General features: G+C 74.1%; 23 protein-coding genes and 1 tRNA gene. 15 read left to right on the top strand and 9 right to left on the bottom strand.

Going from position 1 to position 26220, the window contains the following annotated elements:
• Nucleotides 1-269 precede the first annotated feature (269 nt).
• The 9 genes from Cco03nite_RS29415 (at nt 270) to Cco03nite_RS29375 (ending at nt 9757) form a co-directional block, all read left to right on the top strand.
• The gene (locus Cco03nite_RS29415; protein WP_239167759.1) at nt 270-1106 is read left to right on the top strand and encodes a patatin-like phospholipase family protein; all 837 of its coding nucleotides are present in this window, start codon (nt 270-272) and stop codon (nt 1104-1106) included.
• Between the two features lie 376 nt (nt 1107-1482).
• Nucleotides 1483-1555 (top strand) — tRNA-Cys (locus Cco03nite_RS29410).
• Between the two features lie 26 nt (nt 1556-1581).
• Entirely contained in the window at nt 1582-3003 is a 1422-nt protein-coding gene (locus Cco03nite_RS29405) for an SDR family NAD(P)-dependent oxidoreductase (RefSeq protein WP_203695920.1), read from the top strand.
• Nucleotides 2997-4142 (top strand): leucine-rich repeat domain-containing protein, encoded by a 1146-nt coding sequence (locus tag Cco03nite_RS29400; RefSeq protein ID WP_203695918.1) that lies wholly within the window; start codon nt 2997-2999, stop codon nt 4140-4142. Before Cco03nite_RS29405 ends, Cco03nite_RS29400 begins: the two co-directional genes overlap by 7 nt.
• Nucleotides 4139-5788: an ankyrin repeat domain-containing protein gene (locus Cco03nite_RS29395; RefSeq protein ID WP_203695916.1), complete on the top strand. Its 1650-nt coding sequence runs from the start codon at nt 4139-4141 to the stop codon at nt 5786-5788. The genes Cco03nite_RS29400 and Cco03nite_RS29395 overlap by 4 nt, the downstream gene beginning before the upstream one ends.
• A 64-nt stretch (nt 5789-5852) precedes the next feature.
• Nucleotides 5853-7031 (top strand): AAA family ATPase, encoded by a 1179-nt coding sequence (locus Cco03nite_RS29390; protein WP_203695914.1) that lies wholly within the window; start codon nt 5853-5855, stop codon nt 7029-7031.
• Nucleotides 7028-8383, top strand: coding sequence for a vWA domain-containing protein (locus tag Cco03nite_RS29385; RefSeq protein ID WP_239167758.1), 1356 nt, complete (start codon nt 7028-7030; stop codon nt 8381-8383). Before Cco03nite_RS29390 ends, Cco03nite_RS29385 begins: the two co-directional genes overlap by 4 nt.
• A gap of 68 nt (nt 8384-8451) precedes the next feature.
• Complete coding sequence (locus Cco03nite_RS29380; RefSeq protein ID WP_203695912.1) at nt 8452-8964, top strand: hypothetical protein; 513 nt, start codon at nt 8452-8454, stop codon at nt 8962-8964.
• A 94-nt stretch (nt 8965-9058) separates the two neighbouring features.
• A complete protein-coding gene (locus Cco03nite_RS29375) occupies nt 9059-9757 on the top strand; it encodes a class F sortase (protein WP_239167757.1) in 699 nt (232 codons plus the stop codon).
• Between the two features lie 40 nt (nt 9758-9797).
• Here the strand turns inward: Cco03nite_RS29375 and Cco03nite_RS29370 are convergent, their stop codons facing one another.
• From Cco03nite_RS29370 to Cco03nite_RS29360, 3 genes are all read right to left on the bottom strand, one after another.
• Nucleotides 9798-10247 carry an Lrp/AsnC family transcriptional regulator gene (locus Cco03nite_RS29370; protein ID WP_203695911.1) on the bottom strand — a complete coding sequence of 150 codons (450 nt, stop codon included), beginning with the start codon at nt 10245-10247 and terminating at the stop codon, nt 9798-9800.
• The gene (locus Cco03nite_RS29365) at nt 10247-11590 is read right to left on the bottom strand and encodes a transaminase (protein WP_239167756.1); all 1344 of its coding nucleotides are present in this window, start codon (nt 11588-11590) and stop codon (nt 10247-10249) included. The genes Cco03nite_RS29370 and Cco03nite_RS29365 overlap by 1 nt, the downstream gene beginning before the upstream one ends.
• A gap of 139 nt (nt 11591-11729) precedes the next feature.
• A complete protein-coding gene (locus Cco03nite_RS29360; RefSeq protein WP_203695907.1) occupies nt 11730-14495 on the bottom strand; it encodes a helix-turn-helix transcriptional regulator in 2766 nt (921 codons plus the stop codon).
• A gap of 118 nt (nt 14496-14613) precedes the next feature.
• On the opposite strand from Cco03nite_RS29360, the gene Cco03nite_RS29355 reads away from it, so the two are divergent.
• Nucleotides 14614-15288 (top strand): esterase/lipase family protein, encoded by a 675-nt coding sequence (locus Cco03nite_RS29355; RefSeq protein ID WP_203695906.1) that lies wholly within the window; start codon nt 14614-14616, stop codon nt 15286-15288.
• Nucleotides 15289-15373: 85 nt separating this feature from the next.
• Here Cco03nite_RS29355 and Cco03nite_RS29350 read toward each other — a convergent pair whose 3' ends face one another.
• Both Cco03nite_RS29350 and Cco03nite_RS29345 read right to left on the bottom strand, forming a co-directional pair.
• Nucleotides 15374-17209, bottom strand: a complete 1836-nt coding sequence (locus Cco03nite_RS29350) for a glycoside hydrolase family 15 protein (protein ID WP_203695904.1) — start codon at nt 17207-17209, stop codon at nt 15374-15376.
• Nucleotides 17210-17213: 4 nt separating this feature from the next.
• The gene (locus tag Cco03nite_RS29345; RefSeq protein ID WP_203695902.1) at nt 17214-18008 is read right to left on the bottom strand and encodes a hypothetical protein; all 795 of its coding nucleotides are present in this window, start codon (nt 18006-18008) and stop codon (nt 17214-17216) included.
• A 256-nt stretch (nt 18009-18264) separates the two neighbouring features.
• On the opposite strand from Cco03nite_RS29345, the gene Cco03nite_RS29340 reads away from it, so the two are divergent.
• From Cco03nite_RS29340 to Cco03nite_RS29320, 5 genes are all read left to right on the top strand, one after another.
• A complete protein-coding gene (locus tag Cco03nite_RS29340; protein WP_239167755.1) occupies nt 18265-18675 on the top strand; it encodes an RlpA-like double-psi beta-barrel domain-containing protein in 411 nt (136 codons plus the stop codon).
• A gap of 17 nt (nt 18676-18692) precedes the next feature.
• The gene (locus tag Cco03nite_RS29335) at nt 18693-19295 is read left to right on the top strand and encodes a cell wall protein (protein WP_203695900.1); all 603 of its coding nucleotides are present in this window, start codon (nt 18693-18695) and stop codon (nt 19293-19295) included.
• Nucleotides 19296-19399: 104 nt separating this feature from the next.
• Complete coding sequence (locus Cco03nite_RS29330; protein WP_203695898.1) at nt 19400-20290, top strand: MauE/DoxX family redox-associated membrane protein; 891 nt, start codon at nt 19400-19402, stop codon at nt 20288-20290.
• A gap of 268 nt (nt 20291-20558) precedes the next feature.
• Entirely contained in the window at nt 20559-20996 is a 438-nt protein-coding gene (locus tag Cco03nite_RS29325; RefSeq protein WP_203695896.1) for a hypothetical protein, read from the top strand.
• Nucleotides 20997-21048: 52 nt separating this feature from the next.
• Entirely contained in the window at nt 21049-22170 is a 1122-nt protein-coding gene (locus Cco03nite_RS29320) for a hypothetical protein (RefSeq protein ID WP_203695888.1), read from the top strand.
• A gap of 1 nt (nt 22171) precedes the next feature.
• On the opposite strand, the gene Cco03nite_RS29315 is transcribed toward Cco03nite_RS29320, so the two are convergent.
• The 4 genes from Cco03nite_RS29315 to Cco03nite_RS29300 all read right to left on the bottom strand — a co-directional run.
• Nucleotides 22172-22603 (bottom strand): NUDIX hydrolase, encoded by a 432-nt coding sequence (locus Cco03nite_RS29315; protein WP_203695886.1) that lies wholly within the window; start codon nt 22601-22603, stop codon nt 22172-22174.
• Nucleotides 22600-23055 (bottom strand): MaoC family dehydratase, encoded by a 456-nt coding sequence (locus tag Cco03nite_RS29310; RefSeq protein WP_203695884.1) that lies wholly within the window; start codon nt 23053-23055, stop codon nt 22600-22602. Before Cco03nite_RS29310 ends, Cco03nite_RS29315 begins: the two co-directional genes overlap by 4 nt.
• A gap of 226 nt (nt 23056-23281) precedes the next feature.
• Nucleotides 23282-25282, bottom strand: a complete 2001-nt coding sequence (locus Cco03nite_RS29305) for an endo-1,4-beta-xylanase (protein ID WP_203695882.1) — start codon at nt 25280-25282, stop codon at nt 23282-23284.
• A gap of 208 nt (nt 25283-25490) precedes the next feature.
• Nucleotides 25491-26220, bottom strand: a 730-nt coding sequence (locus Cco03nite_RS29300; RefSeq protein WP_203695880.1) for a substrate-binding domain-containing protein, incomplete at its 5' end; no start/stop codon positions are given.

Genomic DNA, 26220 nt, shown 5'->3' with positions numbered 1-26220 from the left:
TCGCGGCCCCGCCCCGTCCGCGGCATACCGACCGGGAACCATTCGGCCACACCGCTCGCGGCGGCGCGCAGCGGGGTCCCCGCGCGGCCCGCACCCCGGCCGTGAGGTGTGGAAAGCCATGTCAACGGGTATATGCAGGCATGACCACGCGTCTCGGGAGTACCGTCGAAGGTCCAGCGCCGGGCACGCCGCCGGTCGGCCGCAGCCGCACGGATGCGGGCGTCGCAGGGCCGCTGGGCGGTACGTCAGCGGTGACGAAGGAGGCGGCGGTGAAGGGCAGAGCGCTCGTGCTCGGTGGCGGCGGGGTCACCGGCATCGCGTGGGAACTGGGCATCCTGGCCGGACTCGCCGAAGCCGGGGTCGATCTGAGCACCGCCGACCTGCTCATCGGCACGTCGGCCGGGTCGGTGGTCGCGTCGGTGATGGCCACCGAGCCCAGCCTCGAGCAGCGGTACCAGACCCAGCTGGAGGATCCGAAGGACGAGGTCGCGGCCCGCATCAGCACGCGCACCCTGCTGGCGTACGGCTGGGCGATGGTCCGCAGCCGCGCCCCGGAGCAGTACCGCGCCCGCCTCGGCGCGCTCGCGCTGGCCGCCGCCTCGATGACGCCCGAGGAGCGCAAGGCCGTCATCGCGTCCCGGCTGCCCGTGCTCGAGTGGCCCGACCAGCCCCTGAAGATCACCGCGTCGGACGCGCACACCGGCGAGTTCACCGTGTTCGACCGCGACAGCGGCGTCGAGCTCATCGACGCCGTCGCCGCCAGCTGCGCGGTCCCCGGCGTATGGCCGCCCGCGGCGGTCAACGGCCACCGCTACATCGACGGCGGCATGCGCTCGGCGACCAACGCCGACCTGGCCCAGGGGCACGAGCGGGTGGTCATCATCGCCCCGGTCACCGTCGGCGGCGGCCTGGTCACCAGCACCGCCCGGCACGTCGCCGAGCTGAAGGCGGCGGGCGCCCTGGTGACGGTCATCAGCCCGGACCGCGACGCCCGCACCGCGATCGGCCGCAACATGCTCGACCCGGCCCGCCGGGCGGCGTCGGCCCGCGCCGGGCGCGCCCAGTCGGCGTACGTCGTCGAGCAGGTCGGCGCCGTCTGGTGCTGACCCGCCGCCGAACGTCCGTTCAGGATCTCTGCGCAACCTCCCCGGCGACGCGCATGACGGTCGCTACCGCAACGCCCCGACCAGCCGAAACCCCGTGTGACGCCACTCTCCCCGGCCGGCGCGGACCCGGAGTGGCCAAAGCTTTCGGCTAGCGCTATGCTCGACCGTGACGCCCGTCTTGGCGACTTCCCCCGTGGTTGCCAAGACGGGCGCTTTGTTTTGCCCGCGCCCCTTCCACACACCGTCCACTGTGGAAGGAAGGGCACCTTCACATCGCCATAGGTAGAGCAAGGTGCCCTTCTTAACGCCCCTCTGCCGCGTACCGCGCAGCCGGGTTGCTCGATTGTCGGCCGGGTCGGGTATCGTCCCGCGCGGCGAGGCTGTAGCGCAGAGGTCGTCGCGCCTTGACTGCAAGCTGGAGGACGTCGGTTCGAATCCGACCAGTCTCGCCCCTACCTGACCCCGGGGAGAGTGCATGCCGCACCGCAGCACCGACGTGCCGGCGGCACGCGTGCCCGCGGACGGCCCGCCCGGCCTCGGGGACGCGCCGATCAGCCCGTCCGATCTGGACGCCTGCCTGCGGGTGCTGGCTGCCGCCGGTCGTGGCGCGCTGGACGGTCCGGCCGCGCTGGCCGTCGAACGGGCCGTCGCCGAGGCGCACCGCGGCGGCAAGAAGCGCCGCAAGGCCGACCGCGCGGCGACCCGCGAGCAGGCCGACCGGCGGTTGCTGGCCACGGCCAGCCGCTACCGCGAGGAGATCCCCGCCGCCGCGCCCCGGCCCCAGCTGGGACCACCTGAGCAGGCGGCGTCCGCGCTGCTGCACCGACCGCGCCGCTGCTACGTGTGCAAGGAGCTGTTCCGGCAGGTCGACGCCGACTATCACCAGCTGTGCCCGCCGTGCGCCGAGCACAACCGGCAGCGCCGCGACGCCCGCTGCGACCTGACCGGCCGCCGCGCGGTGGTCACCGGCGGACGCGTGAAGATCGGTTTCCACATCGCACTGAAGCTGCTGCGCGACGGCGCGGACGTGCTGGTCACCACCCGCTTCCCGCGTGACGCGGCGCGCCGCTTCGCCGCGCTGCCCGACGCGCCCGAGTGGTCGCACCGGCTGCACGTGCACGGCGCGGACTTCCTCGACCTGGCCGGGGTGGTCGGCCTGGTCGACGCGGTCGGGCAGCGCTGGGGCCACCTGGACATCCTGGTCAACAACGCCGCGCAGACCCTGCACCGGCCCGCGGCATACCACCGCGAGGTGCGGGCGGCCGAGGCGCTGCCGCTGACCGGCCCCGCCGCCGCGATCGGCACCACGGCGACCCGGCACCGCCCGGACACCGCCGTCGCGCTGCCCGAGCTGGCCCAGGCGCTGTTCCCGGCCGGGCACACCGACGAGACCGGCCAGCCGCTGGACCTGCGCGAGGTCAACAGCTGGACGCTGCAGGCCCACGACGTCAGCCCGCGCGAGTGGCTGGAGGTGCACGTCGTCAACGCCTTCGTGCCGTTCCTGCTGACCTCCCGGCTGCGCCCGCTGCTGGCCACCGCCCCGCACCCGGTGCGGCACGTGGTGCAGGTGTCGGCGATGGAGGGCAGCTTCTCCCGGGAGAACAAGACCCGACGCCACCCGCACACCAACATGGCCAAGGCGGCGCTGAACATGCTGACCCGGACGCTGGCCGACGACTACCACGGCGACGGCATCCTGATGAACAGCGTGGACACCGGCTGGGTGACCGACGAGCGGCCGCACCCGGACAAGCAGGCCCAGCGTGAAGCGGGCTTCCGGCCGCCGCTGGACGTGATCGACGGCGCGGCGCGGGTGTACGACCCGATCGTGCGCGCGGAGGCCGGCGACCCGGTGCACGGGGCTTTCCTCAAGGACTACCGGCAGGTGGCATGGTGACCGAACCCGAGACCCCCGCGAACCCGGTGCGCTGCCCGGCGATCAGCCATCCCGAGTCGGGGCTGGCCGACCCGGCCGACTTCGACGCCCTGCTGTCCCGGCTCGCCGACCCGGCCGGGGTCGCCGCGTCCGAGGACTTCCCGCGCGGCACGCTGCAGCCCGACGGCCGGCTCGACCTGTGCAAGCAGGGCCTCGGCCCGCAGGTCGCGGCCCGGGTGGTGCAGGCGGCCGTACGCTTCCCGCACGCCACCCACCTGCTGCTGGGCACCAACGGCCTGGGCAGCGACGGGGCCCGCGCGGTCGCCGACGCGCTCGCGCCCGGCCACCACGTGCAGACGGTCTACCTGGGCTGCAACCGCATCGACGCGGACGGCGCGGGCGCGCTGGCCGACCGGCTCGCCGGCGACGCGACGGTGCGGGCGCTGTGGCTCAAGCGCAACCCGATCGGCGACGAGGGCGTGGCCCGGCTGTGCGCCGCCCTGGCCGGCAACACCACCCTGCGCACCCTGGACCTGGTCAACACCGGGCTCACCCGGCACGGGCTGGCGGCGCTGGCCCGGGTGCTGGCCGACCGGAGCACGCCGCTGGAGCGGCTGTTCCTGGGCGGCAACGGGCTGCGCCCCGACGCGGTGCCCGCGCTGTCGGCGATCGCCCGCGACGGGCGGGTACGCGAGCTGTACCTGGCCGCCAACCACCTCGGCGACGAGGGCGTGGCCGCGCTCGGTGAGGCCGTCGAGGGCCTGCCGATGACGCTGGGCCTGGGCGGCAACGGCCTCACCCCGGCCGGGGTGACCGCGCTGGCGGCGCGGCTGGGCGCGTGGACGGCGCTGGACCTGGCCCGGCCGCCGTCGGAGCGGGCGCTGGGCGCGCTGCCCAACACCGTCGGCGACGAGGGCGCGGCGGCGCTGGCCGCGGTGCTGCCCGCGAGCCGGCTGCGGCGGCTGGACCTGCGCTTCACCGGCATCACCGGCCGCGGCGCGAAGCTGCTGGTCGCCGCGCTGAACGACGACATGCCGCTGCGCTACCTGGGCATCAACCACGGCGTGCCGCGCCGGCTGCGACGCCTGGCCGCGGCCACCCTCGGCCCGGCCGAGCTGCCGCACCCCGACATCAGCGCGATCGCGAGCGTGTACCGGTGAGCGACGCCGAACTGACCGTCTGGCAGCGGGTACGCCGCTACGCCGTGCCGTCCCGCATGATCACCGAGTGCACGGACCGGCGGCTGGCCGGCGACTGGCGCGGCGCGTGTGCCGCGGGGCGGGTCGACACCGACGTCGACCTCGCCGCGGTGGCCCGCAGCCACGGCGCCGCGGCCGCCGAGCGGATCGGCGCGGAACTGGCCGGGTTCGCCCCCGACCTGCTGCGCTGGCACCTGCCGCGGGCGCTGGGCGGGCGCACCAGCCTCGCCACCAGCCTCACCTTCACCCTCGCGCCGCGGCTGGAGGTCGTCGGCCAGGACACCCCGGCGCTGCAGGTCGAGCTGCCCAAGACCGTGGACGGCTCGCAGCGCCTGCGGCTGACCGTCGCCCCGCTGGGCAAGGCCCCCGGCCCGGAGCTGCCCGGCCACCTGTGGCACGCCGACGACGCGCCGCAGCTGCGAACGGCGTACGGCGGCGACGCGCACCGGCTGCCCTTCCTCACCTCCGGCGGCGCACCGGTGCCGGTCGCCGGGTTCGCCGCCGCGACCGGTGACGGCACGCCCGCGCGGGCGGAGCGCGCCGCCGCGCTGCTCGCCGCGGACCAGCTGGTCGAGGCCTGGCGCGAGGCGGGGCTGGAACTCGACGAGACGCTGCCCGCGTTCCGGTACAGCCACTACAAGGTGTCCCGCGAGCAGGTGCTCGGGCAGCGGCTGCACCTGGTCGCGCTCGCCCCGGCGGTACGCCGGCTCGCCTCGCGGTACGCCGCCGAGGGCGTGGTGCTCAGCGCGGACTGGCGGCTGCGTTTCCTGTTCATCCCCGACGGGGACACGGTGCGGGTCCGGATGCTCGGCGAGAACGATCGCCGCGCCGAGCTGCCGGTGCTGGCCGAGCCGCTGTACCGCGTACCCCCCGATCTGGAGCTGCTGTATCGCGGCCTGATCTCGCCGGCGGACCTGCACCCCCTGGTGCGCGCCGCGCTGTTCCCCGACGCGCCCGGTGGTGTCCCGGCGGCGCGCGGCCCCGTGTTCGGGCCGGTGCGGGTGCGCTGCCGGGGGCAGTGGCACCGGATCGACAACGCGGGCGGGCGGCTCGTCCCGCTCGACCACACGCCCGAGGAGGTGCAGCGCGAGCAGGCGCTGCGGGCGCTCGGCGGCAAGGTCGCCGGCTGCTTCGCCGCCCAGCAGGGCTGGACCGACGGCAGCACGCGGCTGCCCCGGGCGCTGCAGGACCAGCGCCGTGAGCTGATGCAGACCATCCTGCACGGCGACACGCAGGGACTGCTGGCGCTGCTCGACGCGGGGCTGGACCCGCACGTGCGCGACGGCCGCGGCTCGACGCTGCTGCACCTGCTGCGCTGCCTCGACCACGAGGCGCTGCTCCCCCGGCTGCTGGCCGCGGGCCTGCCGGTCGACGCCCGCGACCACCGCAGGCGCACCCCGCTGCACGTCGCCGTGGGCTGGGTGGGCACGCCCGCGCTGGTGCTGGCGCTGCTGGAGGCGGGCGCGGACCCCAAGGCCGAGGACGACAACGGCACCTCCGTCGCCGACCTGGTCGAGTACAAGGGCTTCGAGTACTACGAGGACGAGACCGGCGAGAACCACGCCGACCTCAAGCTGATCTCCCAGTACATCCAGGAGCGTTCATGAGCGAGCGAAGCGAGCGAACCATGGGCGGCTGGCCCGTGGGTGACGAGCGAAGCGAGGAGCACGCGTGAGCGAGGCTTTGCGTACGGCGGACGAGCTGATCGCGGCGACCCGGGCGTGGCGCAGCGAGCCGGTGGCCGACCCGCGGGTCGAGGCGCTGGCCCTGGCCGTGTCGGCGAACCTGCCGGTGCTGCTGTGGGGCGAGCCGGGCATCGGCAAGTCCGCGTCGCTGCAGCAGCTCGCGGCCGGGCTGGGCGTGCCGCTGGAGACGGTGATCGCCAGCGTGCACGAGCCGTCGGACTTCTCCGGCCTGCCGATCGTCGGCGACGACCCGGCCGCCGACGGGGTGCCGATGGCCCCGCCGGACTGGGCGGTGCGGCTCGCGCGCAGCGGGCAGGGCCTGCTGTTCTTCGACGAGCTGTCGTCGGCCCCGCCCGCGGTGCAGGCGGCGCTGCTGCGGGTGGTGCTGGAACGCCGGGTCGGCAGCCTGGAGCTGCCCCCCGCGATCCGGATCGTCGCCGCGGCGAACCCGCCGTCCAGCGCCGCCGACGGCTGGCACCTGAGCCCGCCGCTGGCCAACCGTTTCGTGCACCTGCACTGGACGCACGACCCGCGCGTGGTCGCCCGCGGCCTGGCCGGCACCTGGCCCGCGATCACCGTGCCGACGGTGCACCCGGCGCGCATGGCCGGGGCGGTGGCCCGCGCCCGGGGCACCGTCGCGGGTTTCCTGACCGCGCGGCCGGGCCTGGTGCACCACCTGCCCGGCGACGCCGACAGCCGGGGCGGGGCGTGGCCGTCGCCGCGCAGCTGGGAGATGGCGCTGCGGCTGCTGGCGTTCCACCTGGCCACCGACACCGGCCGGGACGCGCTGACGACCGCGCTGGTCGGCGCGGTCGGCGACGGCGCGGGCCTGGAGTTCGGCACGTACCTGGAGGAGCTGGACCTGCCCGACCCGGAGCGGGTGCTGGCCGATCCGAAGGCGTTCGCGCTGCCCGACCGGGGTGACCGGCAGCTGGCGTTCCTCACCGCGGTGGTCTCGGCGGTGCAGGCCCGCACCACCCACCAGCGCTGGGACGCGGGCTGGGTGGTGCTGGCCAAGGCCGTTGACGCCGGGGTGCCCGACGTCGCCGCCCGCGCCGCGCTGGACCTGGCCGCGCTGCGCGACACGAACTGGCCGGTGCCGGCCGAGATCGACGCGTTCGTCGAGGTGCTGAGCCTGTCGGGCATGCTGCCGGCCGCGCGATGAACACGCCCGCCCCGGCGCGGACCGGGCAGCAGCCGCCTGCCGGGCAGGATGCCGACGCCCGCGGGCCGGCCCGGACCGTGCCGCTCGACCGGGCGAAGCTGCTGGCTGCCCGGTTCCGGGCCGCGGGCGAGCGGCCGTACCTGGCCAGCGCGCTGTACAGCCTGACCGTGGTGCCCAGCGACCGGGTGCCGACGATGGGCGTGGACCGGCACTGGCGCTGCTACGTGTCTCCCGCGTTCGTCGAGCGGACGCCCGTCGAGCAGCTCGCCGGGGTGTGGATCCACGAGGTGGCGCACCTGCTGCGCGACCACCACGGCCGGGGCGACCGGCTGGCCGCCGACCTGCGCTCCGACCACCACCGGGTCAACCTCGCCCAGGACTGCGAGATCAACGACGACCTGGTGGCCGACGGGCTGCCGCTGCCCGAGGGCCGCATCCATCCCGACCTGTACGGCCTGCCCACCGGCCAGCTGTTCGAGCAGTACCTGCCGTCGCTGCCCGCCTCCCCGCCCTGCCGCGGACAGTGCGCCGGGGGCGCGGCGGCGGGCGGGGCCGGGCAGGGAGCAGGCGGCGCGGGCGGCGGGGCGGTGTGCGACTGCCCGCCCGTCGAGTGCGGCTCGGGCGCGCACGGCCACCCTGCACCGTGGGACCTGCCCGAAGGGGGCGCGCCGGCCGTGCGCGGTGTGGAGGCCGACGCGATCCGGCGGCAGACCGCGCAGTCGGTGCGCCAGCACGTACGCGGTCGCGGCACCGTGCCCGCGGGCTGGCAGCGCTGGGCCGAGCAGGTGCTCGAACCGACCATCGACTGGCGGCAGGCGCTCGCGGGCGCGGTGCGCGAGGCGGCGGCCTGGGCGGGCGGGGCGGTCGACTACACCTACCGGCGGCCGTCGCGGCGCGGGGCGGCGCTGCCCGGCGTGGTGCTGCCGAGCCTGCGGCGGCCGCTGCCCCGGGTGGCGATCGTCATCGACACCTCGGGCTCCATGTCGGAGGACGACCTGGCCGCGGTGCTGGCCGAGGTCGGCGGGGTGCTGCGGGCGGTGGGCGTACGCGGCAACCGGGTCGCGGTGCTGGCCTGCGACGCCGACGTGCACGCCGCGCGGCGGGTGTCCACCGTCGGCGAGGTCGTGCTGGCCGGCGGCGGGGGCACCGACATGCGGGTCGGCATCAGGGCGGCGCTGGCCGTGCCGGAGCCGCCGCATTTCGTGATCGTGCTGACCGACGGGTACACGCCGTGGCCGGACGCGGCGCTGTCGCGTACCCGGATCATCGCCGGGCTGGTCGGGGCGGACGCCCCCAAGCCTCCATCCTGGATCGAAGCCATCCCGATCATCATGACTTCACGCAAAACATGAGCTGCGTCCGAGAAAGGGTGCTTTTGTAATACCCAGCAGATCTTCGGATCTCGGGGAAGGAAACAGCCATGGGTACGTCTCTTCGGCGTGCGGCCCTGTCCGCAGCCATCGGCGCCGCCGCCGCGGCGCTGGTCTCGCCGGCGGTGGCGCTCGCCGCGGCCGACGTCACCGTCAACCCGTCCGCGGTCGCCCCGGGCGGCCGGTTCACGCTCGCCGCGTACTGCGGGGCGGGCGCGGTGTCCGCCTCGGTCAGCGGCACCACGATCGGCGGGCCGTCCGAGATCACGCTGAACCCGTACACCGAGGGCGGGCCGGGCGCGTTCAACGCCGAGCTGACCGTGCCCTCGACGACGCTGCCGGGCACGTACCAGCTGAACGTCACGTGCAGCGACGGCGAGACGGGCGCGGGCACGCTGGTCGTCTCGCCGACCGGCGCCCCCGCGGGCGGCGGCGGGTCCACCTCCGACGGCCCCAGCCGCGCCCTGCTCGGCGCGGGCTCCGGCCTGCTGGCGGCGTCCGGCGTGGGCGGCGTCGTGCTGCTGGTCCGCAGCCGGAGGTACCGTGGCCACCACTGCGCCTGAGCCACCGGCCGGGACCGGACCCGGCTCGACGCCGGACGCCGCTGCCGTGACCGGGCTCGGACCCGTCCTTGAGGCCGGTCCCACGGTAGAGGCCGTGCCCACGGCCGCGATCCTGGCCCCGCGCGGGCGGCACCGCACGGCCGGGCGCACCGGGCGCAGGGCGGTGCTGCTGCTGGTGGGCGCGGCGCTCGCCGGGCTCGGCCTGATCGCCGCCGCCTTCCTGATCACCCCGGTGGGCCCGCCCCAGCCGTCCGACGACGCCTCCGGCCGCTACCAGCTCGTCGACACCGACCGGCGGCCCGACGCGCGCGGGATCCGGCCCCTGGACCGGTCCGCGCCGGTGCGGGTGAAGATCCCGTCGATCAAGGTGGACGCCGTCGTGGTCACCGTCGGCACCAACCTCGACGGCAGCCTGCAGGTGCCCGAACTCAAACACCCGGACCTGACCGGCTGGTACCGCTACGGCCCCAGCCCCGGCGAGCGCGGCAACGCGGTCATCGTCGGGCACGTCGACACCCGTACCAGCGGCCCTGCCGTGTTCTTCCAGCTGGGCTCCCTGAAACCCGGCACGAAGATCGAGGTGCAGCGCCTCGACGGCTCCCTGGCCACCTTCACCGTCGACGTCGTCAAGTCGTTCCCCAAGGACGAGTTCCCCGCCCACCGCGTCTACGGCGCCACCGACGACATGGGCCTGCGCCTGGTCACCTGCGGACCGCCGTACGACCGCACCGACCGCAACTACCTCAACAACATCGTCGTCTTCGCCACCCTCACCAAAACCCGCGCCGGCTGACGGCTCGCCGGACCCCGGGCCGCCGCGGCGGCGGACGGGGTCAGTCGGGGACGCCCCAGGTGAAGCGGTGGACGTGGATGCCGAAGTACGGGAACGACTCGATCGCGGCCACCCCGGGGACCGGGCGGATGTGGTCGTTGACCAGGTCGGACAGGTCGGCCATGGTCGCGCAGACGACCTCGGCGAACAGGTCGAACGAGCCGGCCGTGGCGACCAGGTAGACCACCGCGTCCAGCTCGCCGAGCGCCGCCGCGACCGCCCCGGCGTCGCGGTCGACCCGGATGCCGAGCAGCGCCATCACCGGCCGCCCCGTCTTCAGCGGGTCGGTGACCGCGGCGATCTGCATGACCCCGGCGTCGGTGAGCCGCTGGATGCGCTGGCGTACGGCCGGCCCGCTCAGCCCGACCTCCAGCCCCAGCTCGGTGTACGACGCCCGCCCGTCCACCTGCAGCCGCCGGATCAGCGCCTTGTCGGTCGCGTCGAGGTCCATCAGCCGACCAGCTCCGCGACGGCCTGCTCGAACACCTCGGCGTGCTGGGCGATGTCGGCGTCGGTGGTGTCCGGGCACATCAGCGCCATGTTGTGGAACGGCGTCATGAGGATGCCGCGGTTGAGCGTGTACAGGTGCATGTACTCGTCGAGCAGGTCGTCGGCGGCCGCCGCGGACTCGCCGCCGGAACGCGGGGCGGGCCGGGTGAAGCGGTACTCCGCCCGCGCGCCGAGCTGGGTGACCGACCACGGCACGGCGGCGGTGTCCAGGATGCGCCGCACGTCCTCGGTGTAGTCCCCGGCGAGTGAGATCATGTGCGCGAACGCGTCGTCGGTGAGCACCTCGTCCAGCGTGGCCCGCATCGCGGCCAGCGACAGCGCGTTGCCCGCGAGGGTGCCGCCCACGCCGCCGACGTCGACGATGTCCGCGCTGCCGGTGGCGGTGATCCGGTGCACGCGGTCGGCGATCTCCTCGGTGAGGCCGTACGCCCCGCACGGGATGCCGCCGCCGAGCGACTTGCCGATGACGAACACGTCCGGGCGCAGCCCGTCGCGGGCCGTCATGCCGCCGGGGCCGGCCGAGATGGTGTGCGTCTCGTCGATCATCAGCAGCGCGCCGTATCGCGTGGCCAGCTCGCGCAGCCCGGCCAGGAAGCCGGGTTCGGGCAGCACGATGCCGATGTTGGTGAGCGCGGGCTCGGTGAGGATCGCGGCGACGTCGCCGTGGGCCAGCTCGCGCTCGACGGCGGCGAGGTCGTTCCACTCGGCGACCCGGGTGGTCTGGGTCGGGTCGACGGCGGGGGCGACGTTGCCCGGACGGCTGCGCGGTCGGCCGTCCGGTCCGACCACGATGAACGTCTCGTCGACGGAGCCGTGGTAGCAGTACGAGAAGACCAGCAGTTTCGGCCGGCCGGTGACCAGGCGGGCCAGGCGGGCCGCCCAGCGGTTGGCGTCGGTGGCCGACAGCGTGAACGACCACCGGGGCAGGCCGAAGCGGCGGGCGAGTTCGGCGCCGACCCATTCGGCGTCCTCGGTGGGCAGCATGGTGGTGATGCCGCCGTCGACGGCGATGCGCCGGTGCACCGCGGCGACCGTGGCCCGCGGGCTGTGCCCGGCCATGGCCCCGGTGTCGCCGAGCGCGAAGTCGAGGTAGGTGTGGCCGTCCACATCGGTGATCCGGTTGCCGTGCGCGGTGGCGTACGCGAGCGGGAAGCCGCCCGCCCACTTGCTCATCCACGTCATCGGCACCCGCCCGAACAGGTGCCCGGCCTGCTCGTGCACGCGCAGCGACCCCGGGTGCGCCGCGCGGTAGGCGTCGCGTTCGCGGCCCACCAGTGCGCTCACCCGACTACGATCAATGGTGGTCATGGCCGCACAGTAACACGATTTCTGAAGCAGAAACCCGACCCTGCTTTGAAATCCGAACCAAAACCATGGCATGGCGTACGCCCATCGCGCGCGTCAAGAAGGTGCCCTTCCTTGCTCAGGGGAGGAGTTTGGCGAGTTCGACGCGGGAGCGGACGGACAGTTTGGCGAAGATGTTGCCGAGGTGGTGCTCGACGGTGCGGGGGCTGAGGAAGAGCTGGGCGGCGATCTCGCGGTTGGTGGCGCCCTGCGCGGCCAGGCGGGCTATCTGGCGCTGCTGGGGGGTCAGTTCGCCGTCGCGGTCGGGCCGGCGGGGGCGGGCCGATTCGCCGGTGGCGCGCAGTTCGGCGCGGGTCCACTCGGCCCAGCGGTCGGCCTGCAGGCGTTCGAACGACTCCAGGGCGCTGCGCAGCTCGGCGCGGGCCTCGGCACGCCTGCGGCGGCGGCGCAGCAGCGAGCCGTAGAGCAGCTCGGTGCGGGCCCGCTCGAAGGCGCGGTCGCCGACGGCGTGCAGGTCGAGCGCGGCCCGGAAGTGCTCCTCGGCCTGGGCTCCCTCGCTGAGCAGGGCCCGGCAGCGCGCGGCCAGGGCGAGGTTGTCGGGGCTGCTGGTGCTGTCGGCCCACGGCTCGAACGTGGTGAACGCGGCGCGGGCCGCGTCGGCGGCCCCGGTGCGCACGGCGGCCTCCACGTACGTGGGCACCGACAGCGCCGCCACCGCCATGTGGCCCTGGCCGGGGCCGGCTCGCGCCAGCCCGCGCAGGCGGCCGGCGGCGTCGGCGTGGCGGCCCAGGGACAGGTCCAGGAACGCCAGCGCCCACGTGCTGAGCGCGGCGGGCAGGCCGAGGCCGTACAGGCCGGCCCGGTCCAGGGCGGTGCGGGCACGCAGCCGGCAGGTCTGCTCGTCGCCGTGGATCGCGTCGAGCAGGGCCAGCGCGGCCAGGTGGTGGCAGGCGCCGTTGCCCTGGCCGGTCTCCGTGGCGGCGCGCAGGCCCTCCAGCGCGTTGGCCGTCGCGGCGGCGTGCCGCCCGGTCCAGAACTCGGCGTACGCGCTGAACTCCAGCGCTTTGGGCACCATGGTCAGCGCGCCGCGCCCGCGGGCCAGCGCGACCGCGCGTGCCGCCATCACCCGGCCCTGCGCGTTGTCGCCGAGGATCAGCGCCGCGATGCTGGCCCAGATCAGCGCGGACGGGTCGTCGATGCGCGGCGCGCCGTCCAGCACCGCGCGCAGCGGGGCCAGTGCCGCGCCGAACCGGCCGAGGAAGATCGCCGACAGCGCCTCCAGGTAGTCCAGCATCACCGTGGCCTGCGGTGAGCGCGCCGTTCCGCGCAGCGCGGCCGCCTGTGCCGCGACCTGGAGGAAGCGGCGGTGGTCACCGGCGTACACGCCCGCCTCGCCCGCCCGCATCATGGCCCGGACGGCCAGCTCCGGGTCGACGGGCGCGAGCCGGTGGGCGGCGGTGAGCAGCGCCTCGTAGGCGTCGCCGGCCCGCCCGTCGCGCAGGTCGATGTCGCCGCGCAGCAGCTCCAGCTCGCCGCGGGCGGCCGCGCCCGGGGCCGCGGGCAGGGCACGGTCGAGCAGGTCGCGGGCGCGCGCGGAGTGGCCCGCGTGCCAGGCGTCGCGGGCCGCCGCGGCGAGCCGCCGCGCCTTGGCCCCGTCGTCTCCGGTGCTCAGCTCGGCGGCGCGCTCGTAGGCCGCGGACGCGGTCGCGTACCCGCCGCGGTGGCGCGCGGACGCGGCCGCCGACTCCAGCTCCTCGGCCAGCTCGTGATCGGGGGCCAGCCCTGCCGCGGCCCGGTGCCAGGCCCGGCGCAGCGGGTGGCGGGCCCCGTCGAGCAGCCGGGCCAGCAGGGCGTGCGCGGCGCGGCGGCGGGCCAGCGGCGCGGTCTGGTAGATCGCCGCGCGCAGCTGGGGGTGGCGGAACTCCACGCCCGCGGGACCGACCCGCACCAGCCCGGCGGACTCGGCCGGTTCCAGGGCGGCCAGGTCGAGGCCCGCTTCGTCGGCGGCGCGTACCAGCAGGTTCGTGTCCAGCTCGGTCTCGGCGGCGGCGATCAGCAGCAGCCGACGGGTCTGCTCCGGCAGCGCCCGCACCCGGCGCAGGTGCGCGTGCTGCAGCCCGGCGCAGGGCGGCAGCGGCTCCGGCAGCGGGCGGACCCCGTGCAGCTGCTCCGGCGTCAGCGCGGCGACGAGTTCGGCGGCCGCCTGCGGGTTGCCCGCCGCCGCGGCGGCCAGGCGCAGGCGTACGCCCTCGGCGACGGCGACCGGCGCGACCTGGTCGACCACGGCCGCGCAGGCGGCGTCGTCCAGCACGGACAGGGTGAGCACCGGTAACCCCGGTGGCGGCAGCTCGTCGTCGTCACCGCAGGTCAGCAGGATGACGACGGCCTCGCCCGCGGCGCCGCCGAGCCTGCGGGCGGCGAAGGCGAGCGCCTCCCGCGACGGCGCGTCGAGCAGGTCGGCGTCGTCCACGCACACCAGTACCGGCGCGTCCCGGGCCAGCAGGACCAGCAGGGCGAGCAGCGCCGCGGGCAGCAGGCAGGCCGCGTCGCCGGGTTCGCCGGGTTCGCCCGCCTCGCCGTCGAGCACCCGGCGCAGCGCCTCGGCCTGCCGCGAGGACAGCTCGGGCAGCCGCCGGGCGACCGGCCGCAGCAGCCGGTGCAGGCCCGCGTAGGGCAGGTCCGCCTCGGGCTCGACCCCGCAGCCGGGCAGCACCTGGAAGCCGTCGGCCGCGCCGATCGCGTACCGGAGCAGGGCGGTCTTGCCCAGGCCGGGCTCGCCGCGCACCAGCAGCGCGCCCCCGTGCCCGGCCCGCGCGGCGTCCAGCATGGACGACAGCGACAGCAGCGCGCTGTCGCGGCCGTGCAGCGGGGTGAGCGGGGTCACGCCCAGAAGTTACTCACAAGTTAACGTTCCGCGAAAGACCGATGCGTCGTTTCACGGATGCGAAGCACGTACGACATCGCGCACGCTCTGTCCCACTCAATTCCATCGAGGAGGACAGATGCGGAAGTCAGCTGGCGTGCTCAGCGCGCTGTGCGCCGTACTCGCCATGGTCGTGGTCGCCCCGTCGCCGGCGCAGGCCGCCGAACGTGATCCGGTCATCTTCGTGCACGGGTACAAGGGCGGGGCGTGGAACTGGAACGACATGATCGCCGATTTCAAGGCCGACGGGTGGAGCGGCGGGAGACTGTTCGCGATGTCGTACGACATCGCGCAGTCCAACAAGACCACCGCCGCGCAGCTGCGCTCCCTGGTCGACTCGGTGCGCGCGCAGACCGGCGCGGCGAAGGTCGACATCGTCGCGCACTCCATGGGCAGCCTGAACTCCCGGTGGTACCTGAAGTTCCTCGGCGGCACGTCGTACGTGGACCAGTGGGTGTCGCTCGGCGGGCCCAACCACGGCACCAACCTGACCCCGATCTGCTCGTGGCTGATCACCTCGTGTGCGGAGATGGCCCCGGACAGCTCGTTCCTGCGCGATCTCAACGCCGGGGACGAGACGCCGGGCGGGGTGCGCTATCAGACGTACTGGTCCAGCTGCGACGAGTTCATCAACCCCGACCAGAGCAGGATCCTGACCGGCGCGGCCAACACCAACGTCGGCTGCATCGAGCACGCCTGGCTGCTGGTCAGCGACCCGGTCTCGCTGAAGGTCCGCACCCTGCTCAAGTCCTGACTCGTATCCGCAGCTCAAGGGCATCTTCGCGTTAAGAAGGTGCCCTTGCTCTACGTATGGCGATGGGAAGGTGCCCTTCCTTCGGTCACATCGCGGCGCGGTGGCGGGCTTGGGTGATGGACCAGGCGGCGTTGATGAGGCCTATGTGGCTGAAGGCTTGGGGGAAGTTGCCGAGGAGTTCGCCGGTGCGGGGGTCGACTTCTTCGGCGAGCAGGCCGACGTCGTTGGCGTAGGCGATCGCGCGTTCGAAGACCTCGGTGGCGCGGTTGACGCGGCCGGCTTCGGCCAGCGCGTGGGCCAGCCAGAAGGTGCAGAGCAGGAAGGTGCCCTCGTCGCCGGCAAGGCCGTCCACGCCGCCCTCGGTGCGGTAGCGGTAGACCAGGCCCCGCTCGTCGGTGAGGCGGTCGGCCACGGCCTCGATGGTGGCGAGCATGCGCGGGTCGTCGGCGGGCAGGAAGCCGACGATCGGCATCATCAGGCAGGACGCGTCGAGGTCGGTGGAGCCGAAGTACTGGGTGAACGCCCCGGCGGTGTCGCTCCAGCCGTCGCGCAGCACCCGCTCGCGGATCTCGTCGCGGGCCGTGGACCAGGCCGGGACCCGGTCGGCCGCGCGCAGCCGCTCGGCCAGGGCGATCGCCCGGTCCAGGGCCACCCAGCACATCACCTTGGAGTAGACGAAGTGCCGGGGCTCGCCGCGTACCTCCCAGATGCCGTGGTCGGACTCGCGGCAGCGGACCACGGCCGTGTCGGCCAGCGCGACCAGGAACGCGCGCATGTCGTCGTCCATCTCGGAGATCTTGTCGGCGAGCAGGTGGGCCGCGCCGAGCAGCTCGCCGTACACGTCGATCTGGTGCTGGTTCCAGGCCCCGTTGCCGACCCGCACCGGGGCGCTGTCGCGCCAGCCGCGCAGGTGGGGCAGGGTTCGCTCGGTCAGGTCGTGCTCGCCGTTGACGCCGAACATGATCTGCAGCGGGTAGTCCGGGCCGATCGCGCCAGCCGCGGCCGTGGTCATGAAGGTGAAGAAGTCACCGGCCTCGTCCGGGCAGGCGGCCACCCAGAGCGCCTCCATGGTGAAGCTGGCGTCGCGCACCCAGGCGAACCGGTAGTCCCAGTTGCGCCCGCCGCCGATGCTCTCCGGCAGCGACGTGGTCGGCGCGGCGACGATCGCGCCGCTGGGCCGGAAGGTCAGCCCCTGCAGCACCCGGCCGCTGTGGTGCACCAGGTCCCGCCAGGGGCCCTCGTAGTTCTGGTGCAGCTTCGACCAGGCCCGCCAGGACTGCACGGTGACCGTCATCCAGTCGGCGATCTCGTCCTGCTCCCAGATCCGGGCCGGTTCCAGCCCCCACGTGGAGCGGTGCAGGGCGAACCACAGCTCGTCGCCGACGCGCAGCGTCACCTCGCCGTACGCGGTGCTCTCCGCGCAGTCCAGCTCCATCGGGCTGGACAGCATCAGCCACTCGGGCCCGCCGCGCACGTTGAGCCCGCCCGGCACGTGCGTCATCAGTGGGCGCAGCAGGCCGTACTCGGCGCGCGGCTCGAACCGCAGGCGCATCCGGACCTCGCCGTCGCGGCAGCTCACCGCGCGCACCAGCATGTGCGGCGCGCCCACGCCCAGCGAGTGGCCGTGCGGGTGCTCGTTCGGGCCGACCGCCATCGCGTCGGTGACCGCGAGCGTGCCGGTCGGGGTGTGGAAGGTCGTCTCCAGCACCAGCGTCTGGTCCAGGTAGCGCCGGGTGGCGGTGAACGGGCCGACCGGCCTGATCGACCAGTGCCCGGCGTCGTCGTCGAGCAGCCGCCCGAACACCGACGGGCTGTCGAAGCGCGGGCAGCACAGCCAGTCCACGGAGCCGTGCCGGGTGACCAGCGCCGCGGTATGGCAGTCCGACAGCAGGGCGTGGTCGGCGATCGGCACGCCGCTCATCGGCTCAGCCCCCGGAGTGCGCGGCGACCAGCTCCGGGTCGACGCCCGCGGCCAGGCACTCGGCGACGGCCTCCTGGCGGGCGGACTCCCAGTGGCCGCGCCGGGCGGCGATGGCCGCCGCGATCGCCGCCAGCTCCCGCACGGAGCGGGAGTCGGCGTCCGACGGCGGGTTGGTGCGCGCGGCGTCGAACGCGCCCGCGATGGCGTCCGGCTCGGCCTCGGCCAGCTCCGCGATCTCGTCGAGCTCCCAGTCGTGGTGCACGACCAGGTTGGCCGCGTACAGGTTGCGGTTGGCCGCCACCACGTCCAGGTGGTAGCTGGTGAAACGCACCATGTCGGTCGCCTTGAGCACCTGGGCCAGCGGGTCGGCGGGCAGCACGAGTTCGGCTTCGCGCAGGTGGCGCACCGCCGTGGCGCGGGCCTCCGACAGCAGGTCGCGCAGTTCGTTGGCGAGCTGCTGGCGGTGCAGCAGCTCGTGCCCGGCGTCGTACAGGTGCTGCGGGGCGCTCGACCACTCCGCGATCAGGCGCACCCGCCGCTCGTGGGCGCGGTGGCCGCAGATCACCTCGGCCAGGTCCTCGGTGGTCCAGTCGCGGTTGCCGTGCAGGTAGGCCGCCGCCTCGTCGCGGGCGCGCAGCGCAGTGCCGTACGCCTGGCGGATGTCCGCGCTGACGGTGCACGCCTGCATCGCCCCGGAGCTGGTGCCGAGCGCCTGCACGGCCGCCAGGTCGGAGCGGAGCCGGGAGACATTGATATGAGCCAGCGGGTCGCTGCCGACGCCCGCCCGCGCTGCGTCCATTTATGCAGCGTACGCCCATCGGCGGCAGCTCGCGGCCGGTCACTTCAAGGCGCCGCGGGCCGCCGGACGAAGGTGACGGCGACCGCGAAACCACCCAGGAAGCGCAAGCGTTGTCGCCGAGTTGCATCTCCGAAGAAATATTTCAGTGTATGGATTGACGACGAAGCTCTCCGCCGCCCATGATGTTCGACAAACGTCGATGGGCCCATCGCCGCTCCTCCTGGTAAACACCCCCCACCACGAAAGGAGGCGGACAGTGGCTGCCCTCACCGGAACGATGTCCTGGTTCTGCTGCGGCAACTCCTGGGGTCCGTGCGGCACCGCCGGGCACGGCGCCTGCGGCACCTGCAACAGCGGGAGCTACCAGCACGCCTGGCCGAACGCCTCGGCCGCCTGTTTCGACATCACCCGGCCCGACCGCTGCGGTGTCAGCATGACCCGCCGCGGCTGCGGCTTCCGGCACTACACGACCAACCGCTGCAACGGAAAACGCGTCGGCACCACGATCGCCGACTGCGGCCCGCAGACCGACCTGTGGTGCGGCGAGCGCGCGTGCTGCGGCTCGGTGTGCGGCACCAACCGCATCGTCGACCTCACGCCGGCCGCGTTCAGCCAGATCGGCAGCCTCTCCTCCGGCCTGCTGCCCTGCAGCGTCGACACCGTATGAGCCGGGAAGGAACCGACATGACCGAGACCGTGGACCGTCGCCGCCTGCTCACCTCCGCCGTCGTCGGCAGCGCCGCCCTGGCCGGCGCGACCGCGCTCGGCTCGCTCGCGCCCGAGGCCGCCTTCGCCGCCGACGCGCAGCCGGTCGAGCCCGGCGCACCCGATCCGAACTTCGCCGAGGGCCGCGTCACCGGCATCAGCGCCGGGATGCTGTTCGTCACCGGCTCCGACATGGCCCTCTGGCGCATCCGGATCACCGGCGGCACCAGCGTCTGGAAGCTGCGCCCCACCACGTTCGACCAGGTCGCCGTCGGCGACGGCCTGTACGCCCGCGGCCTGCGCCTGCCCGACGGCACGCTGGCCGCGGACTCGGTGTGGGTCAACATCGTCAACGTGCACGCCCACATCGCCGCCATCGGCCGCAACGTGCTGCACCTGGATCACAAGGGCAAGCGCATCGTCGGCCACGTGGTGCCCGGCACCTCCGCGGCCCGCTACAACGACACCCCCGCCGTGGCCGACATGTCGCTGCTGCGCGTCGGCAAGCACGTCCAGGTCATCGGCGCCTGGGTGCCCGACACCAACGAGGTCGAGATCGCGACCGTGTACGCGGCCGCCTGAACCGGGCGGCGCCGCCCCGCGCCGCCGCCGAACCGGGCGGACGCTCCAACCCCCCGAGCGTCCGCCCCCTCCCCTACGACGCCCTTCGACACCCCGGAGGATCGATGATCTCGTGGATCGCGCCGCTGCAGCCGCTGCTGCTCGGCCTCGTGCTGCTCTGGTCGGCCCGGCTCAAGCTGCTCTCCCCGCTCGCCGCCGCGGCGGCCGGCCGCAGCGCGCTGGCCCGGCTCGTCGGCGACACCCGCGCGCTGCCCGCGTACCGGCTGGTCGGCGCGGTGGAGGCGGCCCTCGCGCTGGTCCTGCTGGCCCCGCCCGCGCTGCCCGCCGAGGCGCTGGCCGCCGCCGCGCTGTCGCTCGGCTTCACCGGCTACCTCGCCTACGCCCGGATCGCCGCGCCCGAGTCGTCGTGCGGCTGCCTGTCCGCGACCCGTACCCCGATCCGCGGGCGCGCCTTCGCCCGCACCGCCGCGCTGCTGGCCGCGAGCCTGCTCGCGCTACCCGCGACCGCGGGCTGGGCCGAGGCGCTGTCGGCCCGGCCGCTGCCCGCCGTCGCGCTGCTGCTGGCCGAGGCACTCCTGCTGGTCGCCCTCTCCCCCGAACTGGACCGGCACTGGCTCGACCCGCTGCGCCAGCTCAAGGTCCGGCTGACCCGACCCCTGCCCGCGGGCGGCTTCGACGTGCCCCTGGCCTCCACGGTGGAGCAGCTGCACCGCAGCCCGGTATGGCGCGAGACCGCCACCCTGCTCACCTCCGACCTGCGCGAACACTGGGACGACGACGACTGGCGCATCCTCGTCTTCACCGCCCGCCACGCCGGCCAGGAGGCCTCAGCCGTGTACGCGGTCCCCCGCCTGCGCTTCCAACCCGCCGCGGTGCGAGTGGTCCTGGTCGACGAACCCACCGGCCAGATCCTGCTCAGCCTCCAGTCCCCTCCCGACACCCCCACCCCCGACTGGACCCGCCCCACCCCAGCCCCAGCCCCAGCCCCCGCCTGACCCACCCCCCCTCCGCGTTGATCATGAACTTATGGCACGGCTCGACGGCGTGTCGTCGCCATAACTTCATGATCGACCGGGAAGCGGCAGCGGTCGGGGGTGGAATCCGGTTTCCCGAAGGGTGGGCTTTCGGCGGCGGGGTGAGGTCCGGTGGTGTGGACTGTAGGCACGAGCGCAGCGTCGGGCTCTCGCGGCGACCACCCCCGCCGCACCACCGCGTCGCGCTCCCCACCCCGAGTCGCGTACGCCGCGACCTCCGGGAGTCACCGTGCTCGCTGCCGTCCCCCCGTCTCAGGCCGCCGCGCTGCGTCACGCCGCGACCGGCCTGTCGACCACCACCACGCTGCTGGCCGGACGGGGCAGGCGCACCGCCGACGCCTGGCCGGGCCTGCCCGAGCTGCCCGCCGCCTGGTCGGCCGATCCGGACAGCCGGATCAGCACCGCCACCCAGCGCTTCACCGCCTACCGGCGGGGCGCCACCGAGATCCAGCTGCACTCCGTGCTCGGCTTCGACGAGGACAGCCTGGAGCGGCAGATCGCCCGGATCAACCTCGGCCCGCACCGGGTACGGGTCAGCGCGGGCACCACCTGGCGCGGCTTCGAGGCCCGCTGGGCCTGCGACGACATCGCGCACCGGCTGGTCTGCCGGGGCCCGCAGCGCCTCGCCGACTTCCTCGACCTGCTCCTCGGCCTCGGCTGGCACTGACCGCGGGGCGGCCACCGGGAAGGTGTCCCACCGGCCTGCGATCATGTGCGCCGTGGACGGTGTGACGGCAGAGCTGGTCGGGTCCGTGCGCGTGCCGGGAGAGCCCGGTGTCGACGATCCCCCGCGGCTGCTGACCGGGCCGGGCCGCCAGCCGCTGGTGCTGGTGCGGCGGGACGCGGAGATCGCGGTGTACGAACTCGGCCGGCTGCGCGCCGGCGACCCGACGCCCGCGGCGGTGTTCCCCGCCCCGTGGCCGCGCGCCGTCGGCGGGACCGTCGCGGTGAGCCCCGACCTGGCGTTCGCGGTCTTCCCCGGGGTGCACGCCGTGCGGGCCGTCGAGCCGAGCGGGCAGCTGCGCTGGGAGGTCCGGCACACCTGCTGGGCGGGCCTCTGCCTGGGTTACCACGAGTCGTACGCGGAGTACGCCGGCGACCGGGAGCACCGCTACCCCGACGGTGGATCGAGCTGGGTCGGCCACGACGGCACGACGGTGTGGGCGCACGTCCGCGGCCCGCTGCCCGCCGACGACCGGTCCACGGAAGACGACCCGCGAGCGAGCCACGAGACCTGGCTGGTGCTCGCCGCCGCCGACGGGCGGGTGCTCGCCCGCGCGGCGACCGGCACCTACGCGGCCGGCTCCCACCACGTCCCCCACCCCGACCCGGCGGTGATGGGACTCGGCGTCGGCGAGGGGCAGGACGGCGCACCGCTGCTCTGGGGTCGGCTGCACGAGGGCGGCCTCGACGTGCGGCGCTTCGGCGACGACGCACACGTGCTGGTCGGCGCTTCACCGGACGGGAAGCGGTTCGTCACCATCGACCACGCGGCTGGCGAGCAACTCGCCGTGCACCGGCATCCGGACGGCACGGTCACCGGGATCCTGTTCGCCGACCTGCCGCCGTACGGCGATCCGGCGGCCGACATCGGGCGCCGCGGCTGGGATCTCATGGACCACGGCTTCCTCGACGACCGGGTCATGGCCGCGGCCACGAGCGTGGGCTACGGCGAGGACCCGGTGCGGCACTGGCTCGTCGACGTCGCCACGCTGAGCGGCGAGGGCCCGATCAGCTACCCGCACCCCGTGCGGGACCATCCGCTCGGCGTCGGCGGCGGGCACTGGGTGACCCGCGACGGCTTCGACCTGCACGTCTGGCGGCGCGCGCCGTCCCGGTGACTCAGTCGAACAGGCGGCCCAGGTGGGAGCCCTGGCCGAACGCGACCACGTGCGCCTGGTCCAGCGGCATCCAGTGCAGGTCGAAGCGGATCGGTTCGTGGACGCCGTCGCCGGTCTCGTACGCCGTCCAGCATTCGGGGACCTCGTCGGCGTCGACGGCCAGCTCGTAGAAGTGGCGCACGTGCACGGCGTCGTGGGCGGGGCGCGCGTCGTACTCGCCGACGCCCAGGTAGCGGATCAGGCGCAGGCCGGCGAGCCCGGTCTCCTCGTACGCCTCCCGCAGCACCGCGTCCTCGGGCAGCTCACCGGGCTGGATCGTGCCGGCGGGCACCTGCAGCCCGGCCAGCGCGAGGGTGTCGTGGTCGCCGTGCGCGAACACCACGACCCGCCCGTCGCGCACGATGTACGCGACGACCTTGCCCACCCGCTTCACGAGAAGAACACCCTGGTCACGGTCTCGGCGACGCAGCAGGGCTTGTCAGAGCGGTCGGTCTCGATCGTCATCCGGGCGGTGACCTGCACCCCGCCGGGGACCTCCTCGACGGAGGCGAGGGACGCCGACAACCGCACCGACGCCCCCACCGGCACGGGCGCCGGGAAGCGCACCTTGTTCAGCCCGTAGTTGACGACCATCCGCGCGCCCTCGAACCGGTACAGGTCGCGTACCAGCAGCGGCAGCAGCGACAGGGTGAGGTATCCGTGCGCGATGGTCCCGCCGAACGGCCCGGCCGCGGCGCGCGCCGGCTCGGTGTGGATCCACTGGTGGTCGCCGGTCGCGTCGGCGAACGTGTCGACCCGGGCCTGCTCGACAGGGTGCCACGGGCCGGGCCCGATGCTCTGCCCGACGGCCTCGGTCAGCTCGGCGGCGGAACTGAACACTCTCACGGCATACCTCCGGATCACGGCTGGTCCGGGTGATCCTAGTCGGCTGCGTAACCGCCTCGGCGAACCGTCGTGGCGTAGACGTTGGCCTATCTCATCGAGTTTCCGAAGATCGAACTCGATGAGATAGGCCAACGTCGATCAGTAAGGGACGGGCTGCCCGCGCCGCCGAGCAGCCCGTCGAGGGTGGCTCACGGCCCGAAGGGAGGGAGCCGTGAGCCGGGGGTCGTCACGGCGTGGCGCAGGTGAACCCGCTCGCCGTGCTGTTGTCGCCGCTGGGCCGGGCGACCTGGAACCCGAACGTGGTGCTCGCACCGGGCGCGAGGCTGCCGTTGTAGGCGGCGTTCTTGGCCGTCGCGGTCTGGCCGCTGGTGGTGATCACGCCGTTCCACTGGCCGACGAGCGTGTGGCCGGGCGGCAGCGTGAACGTGACGGTCCAGCTGCTGATCGCCGAGGTGCCGGTGTTGGTGACGGTGATCGGCTGCATGACGTAGCCGCCGTTCCACTGCGTCTGCACGGTCGCGGTGACCGAGCAGCCGCCGCCGGTGCCGCCCCCGGTCGTGGTCACCGTGACGGTGTTGGACACCGCGGAGACGTTGCCGGCCGCGTCACGGGCGCGGACCTGGTACCGGTACGACGTGTTCGCCGACAGGCCCGTGTTGCTGAACGACGCTGTGGTCGACGTGCCGACCTGCGCGAACGAGCCGCCGGAGGTGCCGGGGGCGCGCAGGATGTCGTATCCGGTGACCCCGACGTCGTCGGTGGACGCGGTCCAGGACAGGTTGGTGCTGCTGGACGTGGTGCCCGACGCGGCGAGGTTGCCCGGCGTGCTCGGGGCCTGGGTGTCGCCGGTGCCGCCGCCGGTCGTGGTGACCGTGACCGTGTTCGACACCGCGGAGACGTTGCCGGCCGCGTCACGGGCGCGGACCTGGTACCGGTACGACGTGTTCGCCGACAGGCCCGTGTTGCTGAACGACGCCGTGGTCGACGTGCCGACCTGCGCGAACGAGCCGCCCGAGGTGCCCGGCGCGCGCAGGATGTCGTACCCGGCCACGCCCACGTTGTCCGTGGACGCGGTCCAGGACAGGTTCACGCTGCTCGACGTGATCCCCGAGGCGGCCAGGCTGCTCGGCGTGCTCGGGGCCTGGGTGTCGCTCGTGCCGTTGTCGAGCGCGTTGTGCACCGCCGTGTAGGCCGGTTTCTGCTGGTAGTTCGCATCGTAGAGCAGCGCCGCGCCCTCGCTGGGGAAGGTGTCCGGGACCCAGGAGTACTTGTCGGTGAAGCCCCAGATGGTGACACCCGCGCAGGCGGTGACGGCCATGCACGCGTTGACCACGTTGCTGTAGTACGTCGCCTGGGTGGTGTCCTTGGCCGTGCTGCGCGGCATCACGATGCGCACGTCGAGCTCGGTTACCCGGACCTGCACGCCCAGCGCCGCGAAGCGCTGCATGTTCTGCTGCAGGTCGCTCGGGAAGCCGTACTGCGTGGCCAGGTGGCCCTGGAAGCCGACGCAGTCGACCGGCACGTTCTGTGCCCGCAGCGACTGGACCAGGTTGTACATCGCGGTGCTCTTGGCGTTGATGCCCTCGACGTTGTAGTCGTTGATGCACAGGCGCGCGTCAGGATCGGCGGCGCGGGCGTAGCGGAACGCGTCGGCGATGAAGCTCTGGCCCAGCGTGTTGTACCAGAAGCTGGACCGGAAGCCGCCGTTCTCGTCGAACACCTCGTTCACCACGTCCCACGACACCACGGACGCGTTGTTGGCGTACCGGCCGACGAGCGTGGCGATGTGGTCCTGCATCGCGGTGCGCATCGCGGTCGCGCCCAGGCCCTGCACCCAGCCCGGGGTCTGGCTGTGCCAGACCAGGGTGTGCCCGTGGACCTGCTGGTTGTTCGCGACGGCGAAGTTGACGATCTGGTCCGCGCCGCTGAAGTTCCAGTTGTTGTCGGACGACTCGGTGGTGTCCCACTTCATCACGTTCTCAGCGGTGATCTGGTTGAACTCGGTCTGCGCGATGGTGCGGTAGGCGGCCTCGTTGGCCAGCGGGCTGGTGGCCGCCGCGAAGCCGATGAACTTGCCGCGGGCCGCGGCGTGGGTGCGCAGGGGCCCGGAGGCGCTGGCGGGCGAGGCCGACAGCACCGGCACCGCGAACGTCGACAGCAGCGCCACCACGGCGAGCTGGACGAGGCGGCGGCGTGATCTGCGGACGGGGACGCGTGGGGGCGTCATGGGTGTCCTCCTCATGATGGCGGAGCGTCAGTGCGGCGCCTGGAGCGGCCTCTCCCGCGTGGAACGGTGCGACGTCTGGTCCGGGCAGGGGACGCCGGCGGTGGAGGACACTCGGTGTAGGACACGGCACACATCGATGGAAGCGCTCCCAATCCTGCGCCCCAGCATCGCCGTAAGTCAATAACTTCCGGAAACTATCGGCCGGCGATCAGGCGCGCGGCGGCGCGGTGCTGTCGCGCACGACCAGCTCGGTGGCCAGCTCGATGCGCGGGCTCTCGATCTTCTCGCGCTGGGCCAGGCGCAGCAGCGTGCGCGCGGCGACCATGCCCATCTCCGCGAGGGGCTGCCGGACGCTGGTCAGCGGTGGCGAGGACCAGCGGACCTCGGGCAGGTCGTCGAAGCCGACGACGCTGACGTCGTCGGCGACGCGCAGGCCGCGGCGGCGGATCGCCTCGTACACGCCCAGGGCCATCTGGTCGCTGGAGGCGAAGATGGCGGTCGGCGGGTCGGCCTGGTCCAGCAGCACGGTGCCGCCCGCGTAACCCGACTCGTGATAGAAGTCGCCCTGGTAGAACAGGCTGTCGTCGACGGGCAGCCCGGCGGACTCCAGCCCGGCCCGGAAGCCGTCCAGGCGGGCCCGGCTGCACATGAGGCGCGGCGGTCCGGCGATGAAGCCGATGCGGGTGTGGCCGAGGCCGATGAGGTATTCGGTGGCGCGCAGGCCGCCGGCCCAGTTGGTCGCGCCGATCGTCGGGGCGTCCATCGTCGACACCCCCGCCGGGTCGACGATGACCACGGGGATGTTGAGGCGGCGCAGTTCGGCCTGCAGCGGCGGTTCCAATGCCGACGCCACGAAGATGACGCCCTCGGTCGCCCGGGCGCGCATGTTGTCCATCCACTGCTTCGCCGAGGCGGAGCGGCGGTGGATGGCCGAGACG

The sequence above is a fragment of the Catellatospora coxensis genome (assembly GCF_016862635.1).
GTDB classification, from domain to species: Bacteria; Actinomycetota; Actinomycetes; order Mycobacteriales; family Micromonosporaceae; genus Catellatospora; species Catellatospora coxensis.
Note: the sequence above shows the minus strand (reverse complement) of the source record. Positions and strands in the feature narration are given on the sequence as shown.